The following is a 22831-nucleotide window of genomic DNA, read 5'->3' on the forward strand; positions in this document are numbered from 1 at the left end:
GACCGCTCCGGCCTTGTTGCCAAGATTGTTCAAGCACATCCATTCAGCCAACGGAGCTCGCCACACCTCCCTCAAGCTTGCGCCAAAGCAACCGCACATTGGCCTTGCGCACCAGGGCACAGCGGTACAGGCGGATCTCCAGCGGGACATGCCACTGCGCCCCGCCGCAGATCACCAACTCGCCCCGGGCCAGTTCGTTGCGCACACTCAAGTGAGGGACCCAGGCAATGCCCAGCCCTTCCAGCGCCATGCTCTTCAGGCTGTCGGCCATGGCCGTCTCGTAGACGGTGGTAAACCGCAGGGCCCGCTGGCGCAACAACTGGTTGACCGAACGCCCCAGGAACGCCCCGGCGCTGTAGGCCAACAAAGGCACGCTGGCCTCGCCTTCGAGGTCGAACAACGGCCCGCCCTGCGCATCGGCCGCGCACACTGGGAGCATCTCGGTCTGGCCCAGGTGCAAAGAAGGGAAAATCTCCGGGTCCATCTGCATGGCCGAATCCGGATCGTAGAAGGCCAGCATCAAGTCGCAGCCCCCTTCACGCAAGGCATGGACGGCATCGCCAACGTTGGTCGCCACCAGGCGCGTGGCGATGTTCATCCCTTCGTTGCGCAATTGCGCTATCCAGCGTGGAAAGAAGCCCAGTGCCAAGGAGTGGGCGGCGGCCACTTGGATGACTTCGCCCTGCCCGCCCTCCAGATGATGCAGGTGCCGGAGCACCTCGCCCAACTGCTCGACCACCGTACGCGCCGTGACCAGGAACAGTTGCCCTGCCGCCGTCAGTTCGATCGGCGTACGCGAGCGGTTGACCAGCGTCAGCCCAAGGGCTGCTTCAAGGCTGCGAATCCGTCGGCTGAACGCCGGCTGTGTCACGAAACGCCGTTCGGCCGCCTGGGAAAAGCTGCGCGTCGCGGCCAGGGCACTGAAGTCCTCGAGCCATTTGCTTTCAAGATTCATCACCGCCCTCCCGGGACGCACCAAAACAGGTCACACGTTCGCCGCATCGTCGGCGTCACACGCGCATTATGCCGAATATGCATAGGCCAGTGTTTAACAGCATTGGCCCAAATTTTTCTGAAAGCCTAGGATTCACAGCGTTCCGGCTCTGACCGGGTTCTTATTGAGATGATTTCCATCATGTCCTCCGCTGCATCATTCCGCACAGAAAAAGACCTGCTTGGCGTACTCGAAGTACCGGCGCAAGCGTATTACGGCATCCAGACCCTACGAGCGATCAACAACTTTCGCCTGTCAGGTGTCCCGATTTCGCATTACCCCAAGCTGGTGGTCGGTCTGGCAATGGTCAAGCAAGCCGCCGCTGACGCCAACCGCGAGCTGGGCCAGCTCAGCGAAGCCAAGCACGCTGCCATCAGCGAAGCCTGTGCACGATTGATCCGCGGCGATTTCCACGAAGAGTTCGTGGTGGACATGATCCAGGGCGGCGCCGGCACGTCGACCAACATGAATGCCAACGAAGTCATCGCCAACATTGCGCTGGAGGCCATGGGCCACCAGAAGGGCGAATACCAGTACCTGCACCCCAACAACGACGTGAACATGGCGCAGTCCACCAACGACGCCTACCCGACCGCGATCCGCCTGGGCCTGCTGCTGGGCCACGACGCGTTGCTGGCCAGCCTCGACAGCCTGATCCAGGCGTTCGCCGCCAAGGGCGAGGAATTCAGCCACGTCCTGAAAATGGGCCGTACCCAGCTGCAAGACGCCGTGCCGATGACCCTGGGCCAGGAATTCCGTGCCTTCGCCACCACCCTGAGCGAAGACCTGGCGCGCCTGAAAACCCTCGCGCCTGAACTGCTCACCGAAGTGAACCTGGGCGGCACCGCCATCGGCACCGGCATCAACGCCGACCCACGCTACCAGGCCCTGGCCGTACAGCGCCTGGCAACCATCAGCGGCCAGCCGCTGGTGCCAGCCGCCGACCTGATCGAAGCCACCTCCGACATGGGCGCCTTCGTGCTGTTCTCCGGCATGCTCAAGCGCACCGCGGTCAAGCTGTCGAAGATCTGCAACGACCTGCGCCTGCTGTCCAGCGGCCCACGCACCGGCATCAACGAAATCAACCTGCCGGCCCGCCAGCCAGGCAGCTCGATCATGCCAGGCAAGGTCAACCCGGTGATCCCGGAAGCGGTCAACCAAGTGGCGTTCCAGATCATCGGCAACGACCTGGCCCTGACCATGGCGGCCGAAGGCGGCCAACTGCAACTGAACGTGATGGAACCGCTGATCGCTTTCAAGATCTTCGACTCGATCCGCCTGCTGCAACGGGCCATGGACATGTTGCGCGAGCACTGCATCGTCGGCATCACCGCCAACGAAGCGCGCTGCCGCGAACTGGTCGAGCACTCGATCGGCCTGGTCACCGCACTGAACCCGTACATCGGTTATGAAAATGCCACCCGTATCGCCCGTGTCGCCCTTGAAAGCGGTCGCGGCGTGTTGGAGCTGGTGCGCGAAGAAGGCTTGCTCGACGACGCCATGCTCGACGACATCCTGCGCCCGGAAAACATGATTGCCCCGCGTCTGGTCCCACTGAAGGCTTGATCGACGCGACCACTGCTCACCAGGTCGAGGGACTAGACACCTCTCACCTTTTGAGGGCTTGGGGACTCGTTCCCCAAGCCCTTTTTTTTAACAAAAAGCTGCAAGCAAGACAGAACTGTAGGAACGAGCTGACACTCGATAAACAGCGACGCGCTGCCGTTGTACCCCGCGTCTCTCGCCATCGCGAGCCGGCTCTCTCCCGCAAGAACCTGACCGAAAGGCCAGGAGATACAAGGGTTCGTTTCGTCGCATGCACCACAACTGTGCAGACGGGCGCCGCACTGATAGGTATAGTGCCGCCCCTCTTCGCATGAGTGGTCGTCGTCAACGAGGCCTCACAACATGCGAAAACCGAACTAATAACAAAACCCGCGAAGTGGACCGGGACGAAACATCGCCCTCTCTGTCGAGCCGCGTGCCGACCGATGTAACAGGATGTTTCCAAATGGCCATCATCGCTTAAACAAAAAACAGCGAGGAATACTCATGCTCGAAGTCATCAACGACTTCCTCTCAGGGAAAGTGCTGATCGCGCTCATTGTCGGGCTCGGTGGCTACTTCACGATCCGCTCGCGTTTCGTCCAGTTCCGTCATTTCTTTCATATGTTCGCGGTGTTCCGTGACAGCCTGAAAAGCAGCACCGACCAGCTCAGCTCGTTCCAGGCCTTGATGCTCAGCCTGGCTGGCCGCGTCGGCGCGGGCAACATCGCCGGTGTCGGCATTGCCGTGACCCTCGGTGGTCCGGGTGCCGTGTTCTGGATGTGGGTGACCGCCCTGGTCGGCATGTCCAGCAGCTTCTTCGAATGCTCCCTCGGCCAGCTCTACAAGCGCTGCGACTCCGAAGGCCAGTACCGTGGCGGCCCGTCCTATTACATCCAGCACGGCCTGCAGAAGCGCTGGTTGGGCATGATCATGGCGTTCCTGCTGCTGATCACCTTCGGCTTCGCCTTCAACGGCCTGCAAGCCCACGCGGTCACCCATTCCCTGAACAACGCCTTCGGCTTTGACACCACCTATACAGGCCTGGGCCTGGCGGTGCTGCTGGGTCTGGTGTTCATCGGCGGGATCAAGCGTATCGCCAAGGTGGCCGACCTGCTGGTACCGGTCAAGACCCTGGCCTACATCGGTGTGACCCTCTACGTGATCGTGCTGCAGTTCGAACACGTACCGGGCATGCTGGCGACAATCGTCAAGAGCGCCTTTGGCCTGGACCAGGCTTTTGGCGGCCTGATCGGCAGCGCCATCGTCATGGGCGTCAAGCGTGGCGTGTTCGCCAACGAAGCCGGCCTGGGCAGCGCGCCTAACGTCGCCGCCGTCGCGTCGGTCGAGCACCCGGTTGCACAAGGTGTGGTCCAGGCGTTCAGTGTGTTCCTCGACACCTTCGTGATCTGCACCTGCACCGCGTTGCTGATCCTGCTGTCGGGCTTCTATACCCCGGGCTTCGAAGGCGACGGCATTGCCCTGACCCAGAACTCCCTGGCAGCCGTGGTCGGTGACTGGGGCCGAGTGTTCATCTCCGTAGCCTTGTCGTTGTTTGTGTTCACCTCGATCCTCTACAACTACTATCTGGGTGAGAACAACCTGCGCTTCATGCTCGGCGAAAACCGCAAGGCACTGATGGCGTATCGCACCCTGGTCCTGGCATTGATTTTCTGGGGCGCCATCGAGAACCTGGGCACCGTGTTCGCGTTCGCCGACATCACCATGACCCTGCTGGCTTTCGTCAACCTGATCGCGCTGTTCCTGCTGTTCAAGGTCGGCATGCGCATCCTGCGTGACTACGATGACCAGCGTGCGGCCGGCATCAAGGTTCCTGTCTTTGACTCGAGCAAATTCCCGGACCTGGACCTGGACCGCAAAGCCTGGCCTGCGACCCCGTCGGCATCTGCCGCCGATGCCGGCAACGCTCCGGCGAGCCTGGCTGCAGCGCAACGCTGATCAACAGTCTGTTTGAAAAAAACCGGGCGCACCCCCAGCGCCCGGCGTGACACAACACAAGGTCGGCGTCATGCTCGACCTTATGTTGTGGCGGCTAACCCAAGCGGCCGTCTTCATCCTCGGAGAACACCCCCAATGAATGCCTCGACCTACCCTGCCGCCCAGCACGTCATGGTGCTCTACACCGGCGGCACCATCGGCATGCAAGCCAGCGCCAACGGCCTGGCCCCGGCGTCCGGCTTCGAAGCGCGGATGCGCGACTACCTGCACAGCCAGCCTGAACTGGTAGTGCCGCAGTGGCGCTTCCGGGAGATGTCGCCGCTGATCGACAGCGCCAACATGACCCCAGCCTATTGGCAGCAACTGCGCGAAGCGGTGGTCGATGCCGTGGATGTGCAGGGCTGCGACAGCGTGCTTATCCTGCACGGCACCGACACCCTCGCCTACAGCGCCGCCGCCATGAGCTTCCAGTTGCTGGGCCTGCATGCGCGGGTCTGCTTCACCGGTTCGATGCTGCCCGCCGGCGTGACCGACAGCGACGCCTGGGAAAATCTCAGCGGCGCGCTGGTTGCCCTTGGCCACGGCCTGGCGCCAGGCGTGCACCTTTATTTCCACGGGGAACTGCTGGCGCCGACCCGTTGCGCGAAAGTACGCAGCTTCGGGCGCCATCCGTTCAAGCGCCTGGAACGCCAGGGTGGCGGCATCAAGGCGACTTCTCTGCCAACCCAGTTGAATTACAAACAGCCGAAGCAACTGGCGAACGTCGCAGCGCTGCCACTGTTCCCCGGCATCGGTGCCGAAATCATCGACGGTCTGCTGGGCAGCGGCATCCAGGGCCTGGTGCTGGAGTGCTACGGCAGCGGTACCGGGCCGAGCGACAACCCGGCGTTCCTGGCCAGCCTGGAGCGGGCGCGGGACAGCGGTGTGGTGGTGGTCGCCGTCACCCAATGCCATGAAGGCGGCGTCGAGCTGGACGTGTACGAAGCCGGCAGCCGTTTGCGCGGCGCTGGCGTGTTGTCGGGCGGCGGCATGACCCGCGAGGCAGCGTTTGGCAAGTTGCAGGCGTTGATTGGCGCTGGATTGCCGGTGGATGAGGTTCGGCGGTTGGTTGAGCTGGATCTGTGTGGCGAGCTGATCTGACGGCCTGCAAAGTTTTTGGCCGGCATATAACTTGCTCCGTCTCCAGCCTCCCAAGGCTGGAAACGGACCATGCTGCATTCCCACCTCACGACACTCAACGCCGTCTCCCTGGTGCTCGACGCCTTCAAGCATGACGGCCTGCCACACGATGCATTGCTGGCCGGCAGCGGCATCAGCACGGCGGACTTGAGCCGGGCCGACACGCGCATCACCACCAACCAGGAGATGCAGGTCTGTGCCAACGCCGTCGCGCTCAAGCGGGATATCGGCTTGGAACTGGGCCGCAACATGCACGTTTCGTCCTACGGCATGCTGGGATACGCCCTGCTCACGAGTGCCACCTTAGGTGACGCTTTGCGTCTCGCGCTGCGCTACCCGGCGCTGTTGGGAACACTCTTCGAGCTGGCCCTGGAAGAGGACGGCGAGCACATCTGGCTCAGCGCTGGCGACTATCGGGAAAACCCGGCCCTGGCGGCGTTCAACGCCGAGTTCTGCATGGTCTCGCTGAAGGTAATCTGCAACGATTTGCTCGGTCACCCGCTGCCCTTGCGCGCAGCGCGGTTCGAACACCCAGCGCCGGATTACCACGCGCGCTACGCCAATCTCTTCGACTGCCCGGTCCGCTTCGATAGCATCGACAACGCCTTTGCCTTCGATCGCCATTGGCTGGAACAGCCCCTGCCGCTGGCCGACCCCATCACTCATCACGCCATGGCCGAACGCTGCCGCCGGCAGAACACCGAATTCACCGGCCGCCAGGCCTGGCTGGGACGCATCCGCCAACTGCTCGTCGCGCAACTCGATGCCGCCCCAGGCCTGGAGGGCTTGGCCGAACAAATGAACTGCTCGGCGCGCACCCTGCGCCGGCACCTCAAGGATCTGGGTTGCAGCTATCAGGAACTGCTCGATGAGCTGCGCTTCGAACGGGCCAAGCAGATGCTCTGTGAAGACCGACTGCCGATCTACCAGATCGCCGAACTGCTCGGTTTCAGTGAAACCGCGAGCTTTCGCCATGCCTTCGTACGCTGGAGCGGCGTGGCGCCGAGTCGGTTCAGGACGTGAAAGTTGGCTTCAAACACGATCCCCGTGGCGAGGGAGCCATAGACTCACGCCCCGAACCAGCGCACACCCGCGCCAACAAGGGGCGATTTACGGTCAAACCTTTTGGCCATTTCGATCCCCTTTTGGCCTTTCCTGCCGTTCTCCTAAACCCTGCGTGGCGCAAGACTTGATCCAGCGAATCAGCCCTGCGGAGAACAAGAATGCTGACGATCTACTCAGACGATCACCACCTGCACCATGGACGCTGCGAATTGATGGACGGGCAGTTGATGCCCTGTTTCGAGATGCCGTCCCGGGCCGACCATGTGCTGGAGCGGGTCAAGGCTCGGGCGCTGGGGCCGGTGGAGGCGCCGCAGGATTTTGGCCTGGCGCCGATCCTGCGTATCCACAGCCCGGCGTATCTGGAATTCTTCAAGGGCGCCTGGGAGCGTTGGACCGAGTTCAACCGCGACGGTGACCTGCTGCCCTACACCTGGCCGGCCCGCACGTTGCGCACGGTGATGCCGACCAGCCTGCATGGCCAACTCGGCTATTACAGTTTCGACGGCGGTGCGCCGATTACCGCCGGCACCTGGCAAGCGGCGTACAGCGCAGCCCAGGTCGCCCTCACCGCCCAGGCCGACATCCAACGCGGCGCCCGTAGCGCCTTCGCGCTGTGCCGTCCGCCGGGGCATCATGCCGCTGGCGATTTAATGGGCGGTTATTGCTACCTCAACAACGCCGCTATCGCCGCCCAAGCCTTTCTCGACCAAGGGCACAAGAAAGTCGCGATCCTCGATGTGGATTATCACCACGGCAACGGCACCCAATCGATTTTCTACGAACGTAGCGACGTGTTGTTCGCCTCGATCCACGGACACCCGGAGGCGGAGTTTCCATTTTTCCTGGGCTACGAAGATGAGCGCGGCGAAGGCGCCGGCGCGGGCTTCAACTTCAACTACCCTTTGCCGGCGGGCTCAGGCTGGGACACGTGGAGCGCCGCCCTGGAGCAAGCCTGCGGTGAAGTCCAACGCTACGACGCCGACGTCATCGTCGTATCCCTGGGCGTGGACACGTTCAAGGACGATCCGATTTCGCAGTTCAAGCTCGACAGCCCGGACTACCTGGCGCTGGGCAAGCGCATCGCCGCCCTCGGCAAACCGACGCTGTTCGTGATGGAAGGCGGCTACGCGGTGGCAGAAATCGGCATCAATGCCGTGAACGTCCTTGAAGGTTTCCAAAGCGCCCAATGAGGAACATCAGCATGAACAGACTCAAGCGTTTGATCGCCCCGGCCCTGTGCGCCGCGCTGCTGTGTGGCGCCGCCCAGGCCGAGGAGCGTACGTTGCGCGTCTACAACTGGTTCGACTACATCACGCCCAAGGCACTGGACGATTTCAAGGCGCAGAACAGCCAGGTCAAGTTGATCTACGACATCTTCGACACCAACGAAGCCCTGGAGGCCAAGCTACTGACGGGGAACGCCGGTTATGACGTGGTGGTGCCGTCCAATGTGTTCCTGGCCAAGCAGATCGAAGCCGGGGTGTTCCAACCGCTGGACCGCCGCAAGCTGCCGAACTGGAACCACCTCGATCCCAAGCTGATGAAGCTGATCGAAGCCAACGACCCCGGCAACAAATTCGCCGTGCCCTACATGTACGGCACGATCCTGATCGGCTTCAACCCGGACAAGGTCAAGGCAGCCCTGGGCGACAACGCGCCGGTGGACAGTTGGGACCTGATCTTCAAGGAAGAAAACATCAGCAAGCTCAAGCAGTGCGGCGTTGCCCTGCTTGATTCGCCGTCGGAAATCCTGCCCCTGGCCTTGCAGCACCTGGGCCTGGACCCCAACAGCAAGAAGCCGGCGGACTACACCAAGGCTGAAGCGCTGCTGTTGAAAATCCGGCCTTACATCACGTATTTCCACTCGTCCAAATACATGGCGGATATCGCCAATGGCGACATCTGCGTAGCCGTCGGTTATTCCGGCAGCTTTTCCCAAGCGGCCAACCGCGCCAAGGAAGCCAAGAATGGCGTGACCGTGGACATGCGCCTGCCCAAGGAAGGCGCGCCGATCTGGTTCGACATGCTCGCGATCCCCAAGGGCGCGAAGAATCCGGACGATGCCTACACCTTCATCGACTACTTGCTGCAGCCCAAGGTGATCGCGCCGATCAGCGACTTTGTCGGCTATCCGAACCCGAACAAGGACGCCACCGAAATGGTCGACCCGGCGATCCGCGGCAATCCCAACCTGTACCCGACCGAGGCGGCCATGGCCTCGCTGTACACGTTGCAACCGTTGCCCAGGGATGCCGAGCGCGCACGCACGCGGGCCTGGACGCGAATCAAGTCCGGCCAGTAACCAGGAGATCCATACATAGTTACCGCCTTCTCCGTCCCCTGTCTCCCTAGCATGAAAACCCCGAAGCGTTCGGCTTCGGGGTTTTCATCCATCTGCAGACAAGGACGTTCAAATGACACCAGAGCCAACCGGCACCCTCCCGGCCTCCGATGTGAATATCAGAGGTGCGCTGCTCAACCAGCTACTCGCGGGCCCCACATACCCAGAAGTGGCCGCCGTGCTCCTGCGGGATGCGCTCAAAGATCTCTATCCCGCCTTGGATATCAACCCTTTTACCACTGTCGTTGGCGAATCAGCCTGGGACATCGTCGACGGCGACATCGTAGAGCGCCCTAGCCTCTTTATTACCCTTAGCGATTTGCTGGCGGCACGGGTGGACACCGCCCAGCCCACCCTGCTGATCGAGGGATTGCATTTTCTGACGCAACTGCCGCTGACCGTGCCCCCCGTGCATTTGCCGGTGCGTATCGATCAGATCGGGCGCCTGATCAACGAATTGGTACCGGCCATGTTACCGGCCAGCCAAGAGCAACAACTGGCGTACTGGAACGTCCCATTCGGCGACTACGGCCCCCGTTGGCATGAACTCTCCGACACCTTGCGCAAGCTGTGGGACGTCACACAAATCGACGGATGGACAGCGGCTGAATGCGACATGGCCCGGCAACTGTTTCTATTCCCCGACCCGAAAGACCGCGAGGACAGTTATGCCAGCCATGCCTATCTGGTCGACATCAAGGCGGTGCAAGACGGCCAGGAAAGCCGCGTCAACGAAAACTCCCTGGTGGTACTGATCGGCCAGATCGAGAAAAAGGAAGTCATCCTCGCGCATTCATTGCTCAACGGTTATGAGAAATTCGAGTCACGAGAGGCACTCGGACAATCGCTTTCAAACCACCTGGGCGGCCAGGCGCACGCCTCTCGCATACGCTGGCGGCTCTATGAGCCCAAGGGCAATCTCTTCGACAGCAAGGCCTGCGGGATCATCGCCACACAGATCAAAGTGCTGGGTACCCCCGGAATCTGGCGCAATAGCCACTTCACGGAAGGGCAACCGCCTACGCCCGAAGGGCTGGAAACAGGACCTGGCGAGCGTTGGTATCAACAACAGATACCCGAATGGCTTCAGGATGCGTCGGTGTCCGACCAGATTCAATTCGCCCAACACATGAAGAACCTGTCGGCACTGAGCAGCGTCCATGCCGGCAAGACTTACCTGGACGATATCCTGCCCATCAAGGAATACGCCTCGCTTGCCCTTAAAGCACAAATGCAATCGGACCATGACGACGCCTCGGCGCTGACTCCGGAAAAGATCGAGATCGAGATCAAAAGTGTTATTGCCTGGGGCACCTTCGTTGTTCCCTTCAAAACAGACGTTACGCGATTCAATCTCGTCGAGCTGGCGTTGCAGAATCTGATCGCGCTGCCAGCAGGTAATAAGACAGTCAGATCACTCGACGGGACCGAGCTTCCCGACTGGATGACCGTGGAATACATCGAGAACCTCATCACTCAGGTGGATATCGGTCGCGTCTATCCCGAGCTGATCAAGCGCAAACTGCTCAATGATCCGAAAGAGTCGGCCCGACGCGAGACGCTATATACCTCCCAGTTACGCATACAGCTGCCGATGCTGGCGCTGGAGAACAAACTGCGCGGGCAGGGCAATATCGATGACTTGGGGTGTCGTTATGTCTCGGCCTTGATGCAGCCCCTGGAAGAGGATCGCAAAGTCGAAGGGCAGGAAATCGTCCTGCGCAAACTGGCCTTCGTGTCCGAGCCGCAAATCGGGCTTTCCGAAGACATCGTCGCCAACATGTTCGTGATCGGCCCACGAACGCCAAGTGCCGGCCCTTGCTTGCTCTATCGCCCCTTGCTGGAACCGCAGTTGTGTCAGTTCCCTTCGTTCAGCAACATGCTGTACGGGATCCGGCAAACCGATTCGTTGCGCAAATCGGTACTGGCCTGGCTGCCCGACGGGGTTCGGGAAAACTACAGTCGCTTTGTTTTCCCGGGCGCCCTGCCCTCGCCCTGGGCCGTCGTGGAGTTCGCGACCAACCCACTGACGCTGTTTTCCGATATCGGCCCCGTCAACCTCAGCAACGAGACGCTGGGCGCCGACTTCATGCCACTGTTGTTCAAGGCCAACGCCAATGCCCTGGTCACGCTCGCCGATCGCCAATCGGTTTCCAATAACGAGAACCGTTGGGAATCTTTCAAGCAAACCGGTTGGTTGATACTCAGCCTGGCGCTGCCCTATCTGGGAAACACGGCAAACACGGCGGTCTGGCTCTGGCAGATTCTCAGCGACGCCGAACGACTGGCTGGCGGCGACGAGGAACTCAAGGGGCAGGCCAAATGGGTGGCAGTCGTCGACCTGATGCTCAACGTGGCATTGGGTGTCCTCAACATCGTGATCGAACGCACCCGGGCGAGCAGCCGTAAACGCCCGATAGAAGCCCCGGAAACCATCCCGGCTCCAGGCCTGCCAAAACCAACACCCGAACTGATCATCGAGAAAGTGGCTCCGTTCATCCAGCCAGAGCTCCCGCAAGAGCACTACGATGTCATCCACACCAGTGGCGCCTTGATGGGCAAATCGAAAAAGGACCTCAGCTTTCTCGACAGTTTCAGCACCAAGGCCCCCGACAGTCTTGGCCCACCCGAAAGCGAAGGCGCACTCAAGGGTCTCTATCAGCACGATGAGCACTGGTATGCGAAGTTGGCGGACAAATGGTTCGAGGTCAGGACAGAGGGAGAGCAGGTCAGCATCATCGACGGAGCACGCAACGGCCCGCCCCTGATGCGCGACGGGCAAGGTCAATGGCAGATCGACAATCGCTTGCGCCTACGTGGCAGCGGTTCAAAAGGCGCTCGGCGCAAGGTCATTGCTGATGCGCTTCGCCGTAACATTCAATTGCTTGATGAGCTCAATAAATTTGAAAAGCAAAAACCGGCAAACGAACGGCTGCTGACAATGCACGCACAGGCCATGAACCAGGCATCGGGTGCGGCCAAGGAAACGCAGCGCAATAAATACGTGGCCACGCTGGAAACCCAGCGAGAAAACTACGAAAAAGCACTCAACACCCTGATCGAATGGCCTGTCTTCCAGTCCAAGCCCGACTACCCTCGAATAAGCCTCGGGTATCTCAACGCGCAAGTAAATTTCACTTTCGCAGAAATCGACCTGTTGCGAGAGCGCTTCACGCCGGCCATGACCGAAGCGATAAACATGATCTCCTCGACGGTCAAGACGGTGGAACAGCAACACATCGATGCGGCCGAAAACATGGTGTCGGTCGGGGACGCGATGATCGAGCGCCTGGACTACATGGAGACACGTTTCGACAGGCTCAAGCAGCTGGGACGCGAGGGCTTCGAGTTTGTCCGGCGGCATCGCGAACGAATGCCGGCGTACAAAAGCGACGACTTGCGCCTTATCCTGCTGGATATGTATCGCCACCTTTGTTTGTCACTCGAAAGCGTCGAAACAATGCCCGAAGGCTGGGTGGAAATGAACCGTATCGTCGACAACGCCACGGTGGCCTTCCAAAGCCTGCGCGATGCCATCGATGAGCGAAGCGTGATCCGGCTGGACGAGCAAATCGAGGCGCTTGGAAGCCTGACCGAACAGTTCACAGCGATAGAAGAACATCTCGATTACATGAAAAACGAATACCAGGGCAGCGCCATCCCAACGCAACTCATGCGCCTGAGACGGCGAATAAGTGATTCAAAAAAACACGCGTTGCGTCATCTGGCCCAAGCCCTTGATGAGCGAAGCAACCAAAGACGAACCGCCAGCCCCCAGGAACAACGTCCACAGCCCCGGAAGAGATTCATTCGGGCCCGCTTCTGGGGTGTCGTCAGCGGCGTACCTCGCTTATCAAAGACCCGCGAGGAAACTGACTGGGTCGATGTAAAGAATCCGTTCACGGACGAAAACATCGTCACCTTCCACCGCAAGGAAACCGGCGAATGGGTGCCCCATGTGACGTCCGACGCCGCACCGCTGGCCATACCGCCCTTGGCCACAAGCATGTTGAAAGGCCAAGCGCTGATCGATGGACTGGCTGCCTTCAAGACAGAAATCGAGAAGAACCTGCAACAGCCAAACCGCACGCCCGCCGGTATCGCAATGATCCTCAACGCACATGCCAGCAGGATGGAAAAAGTCAGCGTCGCGATCAGAAAGGCGCTGGACCTGGCGGAAAGTACCGTGACGAACGAGACAACCGGGGTATCGCCGGAGAAACAGCGCGCGGCCGAAACCTTGCGGCTACAACTAAAAAAAGAATCGACGGCCCTCTACGCGAAGGAATTCGAGAACGTAATGAGCGTCATCAAGCAGAGCCCGCCCAGCATGAGTGGCGTTATCTGGCTGAAAGACCGAAACCAGATCCTCATCACTAAACGACTCGTTCGACAACGCCTTAAAAAACCTGAGAAGAGCTATCTCGACAGGTATGAGATCAAGGATCGGAAAACCGGTAAAACCCTCTGGTTTGCCGACTTCCTTTATTCCGCGTACTGGTTGCCAGACCGAACCTTTCTCTCCGCACGCCTGAGAACCGTGGAACAGGCAAGTTCAACGGTCGACGTTTCAACCAAAAATATGAGCCAACGTCAGTTGATTGATCATTACCGCAGCGAAATTGCCGTGGATCAGGCCCGGCAGGTGTTCTTCCCCAGGGAGCGGCCCTGAGACGATTGAGTCGGGCCGGTCGTCGCCGCCCGACTATAGACGCAAGACTGTCCAAGCCTTCGCCAAGTCTGCCAGCGCGGTGCGTATCGCCGCTGGCGGAACCGCTGCGAACCCCAATACCAGGCCGGCTCGTGCTTGTGATGGGGTGGCGGGCAGCCAATAGCTACTCAGGCCGTTGATTTCGACGCCCACTCTACTCGCCTGGGCAATCAGTTCAGCTTCACGCTCGATGCCGTCCACAGGCACCGTGACATGCAGCCCGGCCACCACCGTGGGCATGGTGCCAACCCCTGCGATATCACTGGGCCAACCTGCAAGCAACGCATCACGCCGGGCCAGTGCGGCCCGGCGCATGCGCCGGATGTGCCGCTGGAAATGTCCCGCGGCCATGAACTCGGCCATCACGGCTTGGGTGCTGACTTCCGAATGGCGCACGTCCACGGCACGCCGCCGGGCGAAAGCGTTGACCAGGCCCGCGGGCAACACCAGATAACCCAGGCGCAAGGCTGGAAACGCCACTTTGCCAAACGTACCGACATAAAGCACACGGCCCTGGCGGTCCAACGCAGCCAAAGGCGCCAGTGGCGCGCCGCTGTAGCGGTACTCGCCATCGTAATCGTCCTCGACGATCCATCCCTCGTTGCGTTCGGCCCAGGCCAACAGTTCAAGCCGACGCGCCAAGCTCATGACAACTCCGGTCGGATATTGATGGGACGGCGTGACGTAGGCCAGCCGGCATCGGCTCATTGCGCCGAGCGCTGCGCAATCCAACCCGTCACCGTCGATCGGTACTCCCTTGACGTCGGCCCCGGCGACCGCAAACGCATGCCCGGCGGCGCGATACCCGGGGTTTTCCACCGCGACGATGCCCCCCGGGTCGATCAACAGCTGTGCACAAAGGCTGATGCCCTGTTGCGCACCGCTGGTGATCACAATTTGTTCAGCCGTGCAATGCATCCCTCGTGAACTGCGCAGATAAGCAGCGATCAGGCTGCGCAGGCGCGCATCCCCTTGGGGATCGCCATAGCACAGCCGCTGCAGATCCGGCTTACGCCAGAAAGCCGCGTTCAGCTTGGCCCAAATGTCGAAAGGGAACAGGTCGAAAGCCGGAACGCCCACCCGAAATGCCCGCGGCGGACCACTCGGCGGCTGGGCCAAGTGGTGTTTTTCCACGCGGTTCAACGCGTCGCTGCGCAGGCCTTTACTGGACGAAACCACAGGTAAATCGAGCCAATCTGTGGATAAGCCTGGGGATAAGCCTGTTGAAAACCCTGTGGACAGTTCTGTGGATATATTTAACAGCGGCAAAGTCGTTGTGGACAGTTTTGCCACGTAAGTGCCGTCACCGACACGTCCTTCGATGAAGCCCTCGGCATAGAGCTGGTCATACGCCCTGACGACACTGTTGCGCGAGATCGATAACGCCGCCGCCAAATCGCGACTGGCCGGCAGACGCATGCCGCTGGCCAGGCGTCCATCCAAAACTCGGGCACGCAAAGCCTGGTAAAGCTGGCGACTGAGTCCCTGGCGACGGTCGAGTTCGATTCCGGCGGGATTGAAGGACAGCGGCGGCACTGCGTGACTCATGAGAACCCTCGCGAATTGGCCTATTGAATGAGCCAGAACCGGCTCATGCAACGGACCATTAGCCTGCCTCGGACAGGCGCATTCGCCAAGGGAAATCATCAAGGATCACGGCGGGCATCGCTATCGCGGACGGGCTCGCGACAGCGATGAAATCTATCAGCTACCTGACTTTTTATATTGCCAGGCCCAGTCCGGTATCTGCTTGTGACGGCTTACGTATTCCACAAAGCTCAACCAGTTATGTTCTGCACGATTATTGGAAAGCTCGAACCGGTACAGATTTGCCAGTACTCGCGCTGAAATCGATTGGTCGGCAACGATATTGGCCACGAGCTGCTCCGCGCGCTGTACGTCCTGCATCAACTGGATAACCAACGATGCGGCGAAATCCGCCTCGGAGTTCAGCGCACCCGCTCGCGCGAGTGTGCCTTGGATATTGCTGTCGCTGTAGTTTTGGCTGATCAGGTCGGCCCAGACGCTGCGAGCTTGCTCGGGAGTGAAGTTCCTGCTCAGGTTGCCGAACAGGTTCGGGGTGCTGAGCAGCATGGCCACCCTGGAGTTGGAAGGTGACTCACCCGCGGCACTGAGCACTCTGATGACCACCGGCATTTCTGCCTTTGCCGACGGCGTCACGTACCTATAGAAGTTCACGATCTCGCTTGAATTGTCCAAGATCCTGCCGATGTTGGGTTCATCAAACAAGTGCACCCATCTGATGTCGATACTCCCGGTGGTCAATAACTCGGCGAGACGCGTATCGGCATATCTGGCGATGGCGCGAATTTTCTCCTGGCTGAACGCCGGTTGGCCAATCCATCTGGCAAACACGGCGATACGCATTCGCCCACCCAGGTTATTCGAAATCACTGGCGAGGCCAGAAGCATCTCGGCTCGATGCAATAACACCGGTTTTTTGCCAAGCGAGGCGCGGAGCAAGCCGATTGTCCGGATGACCGATTGTTCATACCGGTGTAAATGCATCAGCCTCGAGGTATCGGTGACATGCACGCCGGTATTGGTTCTCAGCCTGTCCGCCAGGGCAGTTAACTGGTTCGGGTACACAAAATCTGCCCTGCCCATCGAATCCAGAAGCTCACGCACACTCATTTGCCCATGTACCGCCGTGTCAAACAGCACATAAGCCCTTTGGTTTCTTGGATAAAACCTTTGCAGGTCATCAATGGAAATACCGTATTCGAGCATGATATGCACCAAATCCCGGGTGACCGTAAAAGACGGGTCCCTGAATATGGAATTCAGCATTTCCTTGTTCTCGTTGCCGACTAGAACCTGGCCGATAAACACCCGTATGGCGGTCAGTTGCTCAGGCGTATACGGCTCGCGCAGCCATGCCAAACCATAGCGATGCCGCGTGGGCAACAGGTCGGAAAACCTTTTAAATCGATTCCGCTGTGTTGCAGCCGCAAGGGGTGCCGCATGCGCCGCTGCATCCAGGTATAGGCGAAGCGGTTGGAACAACCCGTTTGCCGTAGGCCCTTCGGAAAAGACCCTTCTGAGTACATGCAGCGTTTCCCTGCCGAGCAGGTTCTCGATCATGGGCTCGACGCCTGACAGCAGCGGCGGGGTCTCCATGAAACTGAACATCTGGCTGTTTTGGCGAATGTACCTGGCGGATGCAGTACGCAGCCCTCTCACAGAAAAGGCATTTCCTCCCTCAAGCGTGTTCAAGCCCAAGGCAACAGCCCTGAAGAAACAATCGCCATCCCTCGGCATCTGTATGGGGGCTGCATGATTGGCCTGCAGCAGTTCGTAATGGTTGCCGCCCCTGCGTCTCACGACGACGTCCGTTTGCAGGTCTGGCGCACTGGTCAGCTGATAGGTCGGGTTGGCTCCCGATGCAAACCGCATCATGGCAATGTCCCGCCCCGGACGCTCATCGATAACCACCAGGCCGCGGTTGTGGGGCCAACTCGCCAGATTGGGCATGAACTCCGGGACCAGATCCATCACCGGATTATCCCATTCGCCGGATCGCTCGACCAAAGCGGCCATATCCTCACCCGACGAAGGAAGCGCATCCACGTTTGAAGAACCGGCGGGAGGCGTGACTGCGGGCCTTGAAGGACCAGGCTTGGGGGATGGACTCCTGGGGCGTTTCGAGCCTCCGCCACCCAAGCCGAATCCGACGGCGCGCCATTCACCATCGGGCATTCGCGCCACGGTGCTGCGCATCACGCCGCTGGAGCGAATGCTCAACCCGGAGTCGGGGTCGACGAGGATGGCCTCGGTTGCGTTTACCTTCGTATGATCGTGCACGCGAAGCACCGTCCCATCCGGTTGCCGAACGTATACGGGACGCGCCGTGACAGTACCGGTTGCGACATCCTGGACGGCCGCGCGATAGAAGCCCCCGGCATCCGGGGAAAGCCCACGTATCACCGATCGGTCAGCCACGGCATAGCGGCTATAGATGGCTGGCTCCAAAGCCAGCCCCGCTGGCTGCTTTTGCTGTTTCAGGCGAGCCATCATCCCTTGGAAAACTGGCCCATTGCGTGACAGGCCCGCCATACCCGCGCCCGGGCGCCGCGTCACACCAGACGCCATCAGATAGCTGAGGATGCTCAGGTGGATCGGGATGCGGCCAGTCTTGGCGACAAACATGAGTACTTTCCAAAAGCCGTGGAAAAACGCCAAGGCCCCCACCACGTCGATAAGCGTCTCGAACGCCGACATCACCGCGATGACGATGGTTTGATGGGTTATTTCCCGGTTGCTATTGGAGCGATGGTTGGCGTGCGCACCCAAAAACTTGATATGGGCGGCATAAAGCGCTTCACCAAGAACACCCGTTATCAGCGAGCCACGAACCAAGGGACGACCGCCTCGCTGACCTAAGAGTCGCTTGATCTCTTCAGCATCGGTGGTGGCGATGCGGGAGGAAAAATAGGTCCGCCAAGACTCAAGCTGCAGCAGGTTTGCGATACCGTCGCCGAGATTGGAAAACTCATGGAAATCATTGCCGTCAGGGCTGTCCGGCAAGTACACGCCCACGGTGCCCTGGAGGTCCGGCCCGTCCTGATCTGAAAAGATCAACACGCCATCGACGCTGGTCGCATTGCCCAAGGTGCCCTGCTGGTTTGCGGCGCCTACGCTTCCTCCGAGCAAAAGCCCATAGACATTGACCTTTTGTCCATGGACCGGCTTACGCACCGTTGCCGATGACGATTTCAGGACTGCATCCAGCCAGAGCGGAACCCGTTTTTCATATCGTCCAGGCTTGGTCGCGTCGAACACCGTGGCCTTGAATACTTCGTCGCCCTTGAGGATGGCTTCGTATCCTTTCAAATTCATGTTGGCTTTATAGGCGTTCCACCAGGCTTGCTTGTGGTCTTTCGCTTGCAGTTTCTCGCCGATGTAAATCTCATAGCGACCGCCGATATCAAGGCGGGTTGCCATTTGGGCGAGTTCAGGTCCGCTCAAGACAATGAGGCAACCGGTGACGGGGTGATAAACAGGCCACCCCGCTTCATCGGCAAGGTAGACAGGCAATATCTCTCTCATCGCATTGGGGTATTGCGCAGGGCGCACGTTATCGAGCATGAGCTGCGTCAGGCTGACCGCTCGCGAATCTTTCAGGCTGCACGCGTTTCCCTGGAACAACGTGATCAACGTTTTATCCGGATCAGGATCTATTTCAACGTGCAAATGGCTGCGAAGGTAGGCTTTGATTTTTTCGCGGGTGAACGCCAAGAGCGACTGGACACGCTCACGAGAAGCCTCTTCTTCAGTTTTCGAAGCTTCCCGTTCTAACGTTCTATACGTCCGCTTTTGTGACGTCGAGGCGGTTATATAAGCGCCGGGACGGGCATTTTTAAGCAAGGTCTCACCACGGGCAGCCAATGGACCTTCGAGCGCCAACGTCGGCAGCTCAAGTGCCACTTCGGTGGCCGAGGCAAAGCTAATCAGGTCGAACTGCGCCTTTTCGGGATCCTTCAGGACGGTCTCGAGCGCGGCATGCTGGATGTCCAACAGCTCTTTCGCAGCGCTCTCGAAGACATGTTCGCAAAGCTCCAGGTCGATGTGCTTGATTGTCCTTTCCCGCCCTTCACAAGAAGGGGTGACCGTCTCTACCAACTCGTCCAAGTCATCGAATCGCTGTATTCCGCCCTCCAGGGAATACAGGAACAATACGTCCAGGCCGACTTGCTTGATCACGAAGGCGGCAGGCCATGCCTGCTCTGCCTCGCTGCCCATATCCAACATGACCTTGTAGACCTGCGCCATTCGCGCCTTGTTAATGAGCCGGTCTCGGTTGGCCTTGGCGGGATGGGTCATGACGAGATTCAACAGCCGGTCTTCGTCGTGCTGAAGAATCCGGGCGGCTTGGCTTGATTGGACAGAGGGGTTTCGATCCGCTTTGTATAAATCGAAAAGGTACAAGAAGCGTTGGGAGAGCCTGAAGGCCAGCGCCTGCTCAACTGTTGATCGGACGGATGGGTCGAGGGAATCGCCCAGGGGTTCTTTAGTTCGAAACGCCGTCAGATCATCCAGGAACTGAAGCCTGACGCGGTAATGGGTCGTAGGGTTGGCAATAAAAAAGGCCGATGTCACGGCCTGCTGGGTACTTTCATCGAGTGGCGCAACGAAAACACTGTGGGTATTTTCTACCGAGTCCGGACGGGTGAAGAAACCCACGCTTGCTATCGTGTTGCTGTAGGGCGCGTTGGCGAGCAAACAGTCCCACAGCACATCACTGAAGCTTTTGGATGAAACCAGCGAGCGCTTCCCAAGCGTGTCTGTGGTGAAGTGGTTTACATAACAACTGTCCGGGTCGAGCGCCTGTCGCAATGGGGCGCGAAATTGGCTGGGGTCCACTTTTTCCCTGATCAACGTGACCCATAGATGCTTGAGTACCGTGTCGAATGTCGGCAAGCCGGCAAACAAACGAGCCAGGTCGGCAGCATGGGACGCTAAACGCCGCAATTGTGTGTCTCGGGCCGCTTCACGGGGATCAAGCGGACTGGGTGGACGCACCACCGCAGTATCAGCAGGTTCCTCCCCTCCATAGCCTGACGGGACACCTCCTTGCAGTTTCATCAAGACACTTTTCGACAGCGCAAGGCCGTTGACCCGAAGCGCGGAAAAGTCCGGATTCATGCGGTTTCTATAAGGATAAGTGACCCAACTCTCGCACCGGGCCAAGCTCGCGTGGCTGGGAATCGGCTTGCTTTGATAAGCGGCCAGGAAGCCCTGGGTAACGGCCGTACGCAAGTGAACCCATGCGCGCTTGTCTTCCACGGGCTGGTCGGCAGCTTTGACTTCCTGATAAGTCACGCGCACTTTTGCATCGCCTTGCAGCCCCAATTGGAGCAACCACTGATCTGCAAGTTCGTGGCATTCGAATGGACTGGCGTTGGGCAGCAGTTTGAGGGGGCTTAAGTCTGCAATAACGGGCTGCGCCGCCGTGCTTGGTTCATCTGTAAAAAACGACGACATAAAAGATCCATCTTTAAATGAAGATCTTTAACCGTACCTTGGCGTCGAGCCAGCGACGGCATACATATGTATAGGCCGGTATGCGTAACGTATCGGAAGTGTAAGTCGGCATGTTGAGCTAGCGGCGCGCTGGGATGCTCCGCCGAATGGACCTATGAAAACGATTGGAACTGGCTCTTACATCGGACCAATGGGCGGCCTAGGATGTTTGCATTCGCCAAGGAAAACCCATCATGTACAACCCCAGAGCCTTTGCCGTCGAAGACCTGCCCCAACTGCACCAGATGATGGGCGACTGCCGCCTTGCCGTATTGGTCACCCATGGTGAACACGGCTTGCAGGCCAGTCATTTGCCGCTGCTGCTGGACACGCAACAAGGGCCGAACGGCAGCCTCTATGGGCACATGGCCTGGGCCAATCCACAGTGGCGCGATCTGGAAGCCGGGGCCGAAGCCCTGGTGATATTCGCCGGTGCCGATGCCTACGTCAGTCCGGGGCTGTACCCGAGCAAGGCCGAACACGGCAAAGTCGTGCCGACCTGGAACTACGTGGCCGTCCACGCCTACGGCAGCGCTGAGGTGTTCAGCGACGCTCAGCGCCTGCGCAACCTGGTCGGCGCCCTCACCGACCGCCACGAAACCGGCCGCGCCCAGCCATGGAAGATCGACGATGCTCCGGCCGAGTACATCGACAGCATGCTCAAGGCCATCGTCGGCTTCGCCTTGCCCATCCAACGCCTGGAAGGCAAGCGCAAGCTCAGCCAGAACCGTAGCCCCGCGGATGTCGCCGGCGTACGCAACGGCCTCGGCGCCAGCCCCGACCCGCAGGACCGAGCGCTCGCCCACCTGATGCCTGAACAATTGTCCAAGGAGTGAACATGAGCCAACCCCAAATCCGCCGCGTCAGCGCCGACGACCACGCCGCCTGGCTGCCGTTGTGGCAGGCCTATCTGCGGTTTTATAAAACCGAACTGCCGGACGCGGTCAGCCAGAGCACCTGGCAACGCTTGCTCGATGACAGCGAACCGACCCATGCCGCCCTCGCCTGGGATGGCGATACGGCGGTGGGCCTGGTGCACTTTATCTACCACCGCTCGAACTGGAGCATCGAGAATTCCTGCTACCTGCAAGACCTGCTGGTGACGGAACAGAGCCGTGGCACCGGTATAGGTCGCCGGCTCATCGAGTTCGTCTACGCCAACGCCAATGCCGACGGCTGCTGCAAGGTGCACTGGTTGACCCACGAAACCAACGCCACGGCGATCCAGCTCTACGAGCGCATCGCCGAACGTCCAGGCTTCATTCAATTTCGCAAAGCCCTTTGAGGAGCGCCGCATGTCGTCTTCACTCGCTGATTGGAAAGGTGTCCCGGCGCCGTCTGCGCACCTGCTCGAGGGGCGTTACATCCACCTGGAAAAACTTGACCCGGCGCGGCATGCCGACGGGCTTTGGCGAGCCCTCGAAGGCCCCGGTGCCGATCCGAAACTCTGGGATTACTTGCCCTATGGGCCGTTCAACGATCGCGGTGCGTTCGATGCCTGGCTGAACAACCATGCGGCCAACAGCGACCCGTATTTCTTCAGCGTGATCGACCGCGCCAGCGGCGAGGTACAGGGCATTCTCAGCCTGATGTCCATCGTCCCGGCCCAAGGCCGCATCGAGATCGGCCATGTGACCTTCGGCGCGCCGATGCAGCGCTCGCCGAAAAGCACCGAGGCGGTTTATTTGCTGGCCAAGGAATCTTTCGCCCTGGGTTATCGCCGGCTGGAATGGAAGTGCAATAACGCCAACGCCCGTTCCAGATATGCCGCCGAGCGGCTGGGATTCACCTTCGAGGGTGTGTTCCGCCAGCACATGGTGGTCAAGGGGCAGAACCGTGACACGGCGTGGTATTCGATGCTGGATTCGGAGTGGCCGGCGATCAGGGCCGGGTTCGAGCGCTGGTTGAGCGTGGAGAACCAGGGCCCCGAAGGACAGTTGCGTGGGCTGGCGCAGTGTCGGTCCTGACTGGCCGGCAACCCTGACGGGACGCC

13 protein-coding genes are annotated in these 22831 nt (G+C 59.8%); 10 read left to right on the plus strand and 3 right to left on the minus strand.

Annotation, left to right across the window (positions count from 1 at the left end):
* Nucleotides 1-43: 43 nt before the first annotated feature.
* Nucleotides 44-955: a LysR substrate-binding domain-containing protein gene (locus tag JZ00_RS08590; RefSeq protein WP_039593584.1), complete on the minus strand. Its 912-nt coding sequence runs from the start codon at nucleotides 953-955 to the stop codon at nucleotides 44-46.
* A 180-nt stretch (nucleotides 956-1135) separates the two neighbouring features.
* Here JZ00_RS08590 and aspA point away from each other — a divergent pair, with 180 nt between their 5' ends.
* The 7 genes from aspA to JZ00_RS08625 all read left to right on the plus strand — a co-directional run bounded on the left by aspA (nucleotide 1136) and on the right by JZ00_RS08625 (nucleotide 13755).
* Nucleotides 1136-2560, plus strand: coding sequence for an aspartate ammonia-lyase (aspA, locus tag JZ00_RS08595; RefSeq protein ID WP_030139110.1), 1425 nt, complete (start codon nucleotides 1136-1138; stop codon nucleotides 2558-2560).
* 486 nt (nucleotides 2561-3046) lie between these two features.
* Complete coding sequence (locus JZ00_RS08600; protein ID WP_039593583.1) at nucleotides 3047-4498, plus strand: alanine/glycine:cation symporter family protein; 1452 nt, start codon at nucleotides 3047-3049, stop codon at nucleotides 4496-4498.
* A 135-nt stretch (nucleotides 4499-4633) separates the two neighbouring features.
* A complete protein-coding gene (locus JZ00_RS08605; protein ID WP_039593582.1) occupies nucleotides 4634-5638 on the plus strand; it encodes an asparaginase in 1005 nt (334 codons plus the stop codon).
* A 69-nt stretch (nucleotides 5639-5707) separates the two neighbouring features.
* Nucleotides 5708-6700 carry an AraC family transcriptional regulator gene (locus tag JZ00_RS08610; RefSeq protein ID WP_039593581.1) on the plus strand — a complete coding sequence of 331 codons (993 nt, stop codon included), beginning with the start codon at nucleotides 5708-5710 and terminating at the stop codon, nucleotides 6698-6700.
* Between the two features lie 200 nt (nucleotides 6701-6900).
* Complete coding sequence (locus tag JZ00_RS08615; protein WP_039593580.1) at nucleotides 6901-7932, plus strand: histone deacetylase family protein; 1032 nt, start codon at nucleotides 6901-6903, stop codon at nucleotides 7930-7932.
* 11 nt (nucleotides 7933-7943) lie between these two features.
* Nucleotides 7944-9044: a polyamine ABC transporter substrate-binding protein gene (locus JZ00_RS08620; protein WP_039593579.1), complete on the plus strand. Its 1101-nt coding sequence runs from the start codon at nucleotides 7944-7946 to the stop codon at nucleotides 9042-9044.
* Nucleotides 9045-9156: 112 nt separating this feature from the next.
* A complete protein-coding gene (locus JZ00_RS08625) occupies nucleotides 9157-13755 on the plus strand; it encodes a dermonecrotic toxin domain-containing protein (protein WP_039593578.1) in 4599 nt (1532 codons plus the stop codon).
* Between the two features lie 33 nt (nucleotides 13756-13788).
* On the opposite strand, the gene pdxR is transcribed toward JZ00_RS08625, so the two are convergent.
* A complete protein-coding gene (gene pdxR, locus JZ00_RS08630; protein WP_039593577.1) occupies nucleotides 13789-15342 on the minus strand; it encodes a MocR-like pyridoxine biosynthesis transcription factor PdxR in 1554 nt (517 codons plus the stop codon).
* Between the two features lie 156 nt (nucleotides 15343-15498).
* Nucleotides 15499-20799 (minus strand): dermonecrotic toxin domain-containing protein, encoded by a 5301-nt coding sequence (locus JZ00_RS08635; protein ID WP_046509490.1) that lies wholly within the window; start codon nucleotides 20797-20799, stop codon nucleotides 15499-15501.
* Between the two features lie 233 nt (nucleotides 20800-21032).
* Between JZ00_RS08635 and JZ00_RS08640 the strand changes: the two genes are divergently transcribed.
* The 3 genes from JZ00_RS08640 to JZ00_RS08650 are packed head-to-tail and all read left to right on the plus strand — an operon-like array spanning nucleotide 21033 to nucleotide 22805.
* Complete coding sequence (locus JZ00_RS08640; protein ID WP_039593576.1) at nucleotides 21033-21674, plus strand: FMN-binding negative transcriptional regulator; 642 nt, start codon at nucleotides 21033-21035, stop codon at nucleotides 21672-21674.
* A 2-nt stretch (nucleotides 21675-21676) separates the two neighbouring features.
* Nucleotides 21677-22123, plus strand: a complete 447-nt coding sequence (locus tag JZ00_RS08645; RefSeq protein ID WP_039593575.1) for a GNAT family N-acetyltransferase — start codon at nucleotides 21677-21679, stop codon at nucleotides 22121-22123.
* A gap of 10 nt (nucleotides 22124-22133) precedes the next feature.
* Nucleotides 22134-22805: a GNAT family N-acetyltransferase gene (locus tag JZ00_RS08650; RefSeq protein ID WP_039593574.1), complete on the plus strand. Its 672-nt coding sequence runs from the start codon at nucleotides 22134-22136 to the stop codon at nucleotides 22803-22805.
* Nucleotides 22806-22831: the final 26 nt, after the last annotated feature.

Source organism: Pseudomonas frederiksbergensis, from assembly GCF_000802155.2.
In the GTDB taxonomy this organism is placed as follows: domain Bacteria; phylum Pseudomonadota; class Gammaproteobacteria; order Pseudomonadales; family Pseudomonadaceae; genus Aquipseudomonas; species Aquipseudomonas frederiksbergensis_A.

Bases quoted from the DNA above. Each gene is read 5' to 3' on its own strand.
- pdxR (WP_039593577.1), bottom strand. From the start codon at position 15,342: ATGAGTCACGCAGTGCCGCCGCTGTCCTTCAATCCCGCCGGAATCGAA.
- aspA (WP_030139110.1), top strand. From the start codon at position 1,136: ATGTCCTCCGCTGCATCATTCCGCACAGAAAAAGACCTGCTTGGCGTA.
- JZ00_RS08625 (WP_039593578.1), top strand. From the start codon at position 9,157: ATGACACCAGAGCCAACCGGCACCCTCCCGGCCTCCGATGTGAATATC.
- JZ00_RS08615 (WP_039593580.1), top strand. From the start codon at position 6,901: ATGCTGACGATCTACTCAGACGATCACCACCTGCACCATGGACGCTGC.
- JZ00_RS08600 (WP_039593583.1), top strand. From the start codon at position 3,047: ATGCTCGAAGTCATCAACGACTTCCTCTCAGGGAAAGTGCTGATCGCG.
- JZ00_RS08640 (WP_039593576.1), top strand. From the start codon at position 21,033: ATGTACAACCCCAGAGCCTTTGCCGTCGAAGACCTGCCCCAACTGCAC.
- JZ00_RS08645 (WP_039593575.1), top strand. From the start codon at position 21,677: ATGAGCCAACCCCAAATCCGCCGCGTCAGCGCCGACGACCACGCCGCC.
- JZ00_RS08610 (WP_039593581.1), top strand. From the start codon at position 5,708: ATGCTGCATTCCCACCTCACGACACTCAACGCCGTCTCCCTGGTGCTC.
- JZ00_RS08635 (WP_046509490.1), bottom strand. From the start codon at position 20,799: ATGTCGTCGTTTTTTACAGATGAACCAAGCACGGCGGCGCAGCCCGTT.
- JZ00_RS08590 (WP_039593584.1), bottom strand. From the start codon at position 955: ATGAATCTTGAAAGCAAATGGCTCGAGGACTTCAGTGCCCTGGCCGCG.
- JZ00_RS08620 (WP_039593579.1), top strand. From the start codon at position 7,944: ATGAACAGACTCAAGCGTTTGATCGCCCCGGCCCTGTGCGCCGCGCTG.
- JZ00_RS08605 (WP_039593582.1), top strand. From the start codon at position 4,634: ATGAATGCCTCGACCTACCCTGCCGCCCAGCACGTCATGGTGCTCTAC.
- JZ00_RS08650 (WP_039593574.1), top strand. From the start codon at position 22,134: ATGTCGTCTTCACTCGCTGATTGGAAAGGTGTCCCGGCGCCGTCTGCG.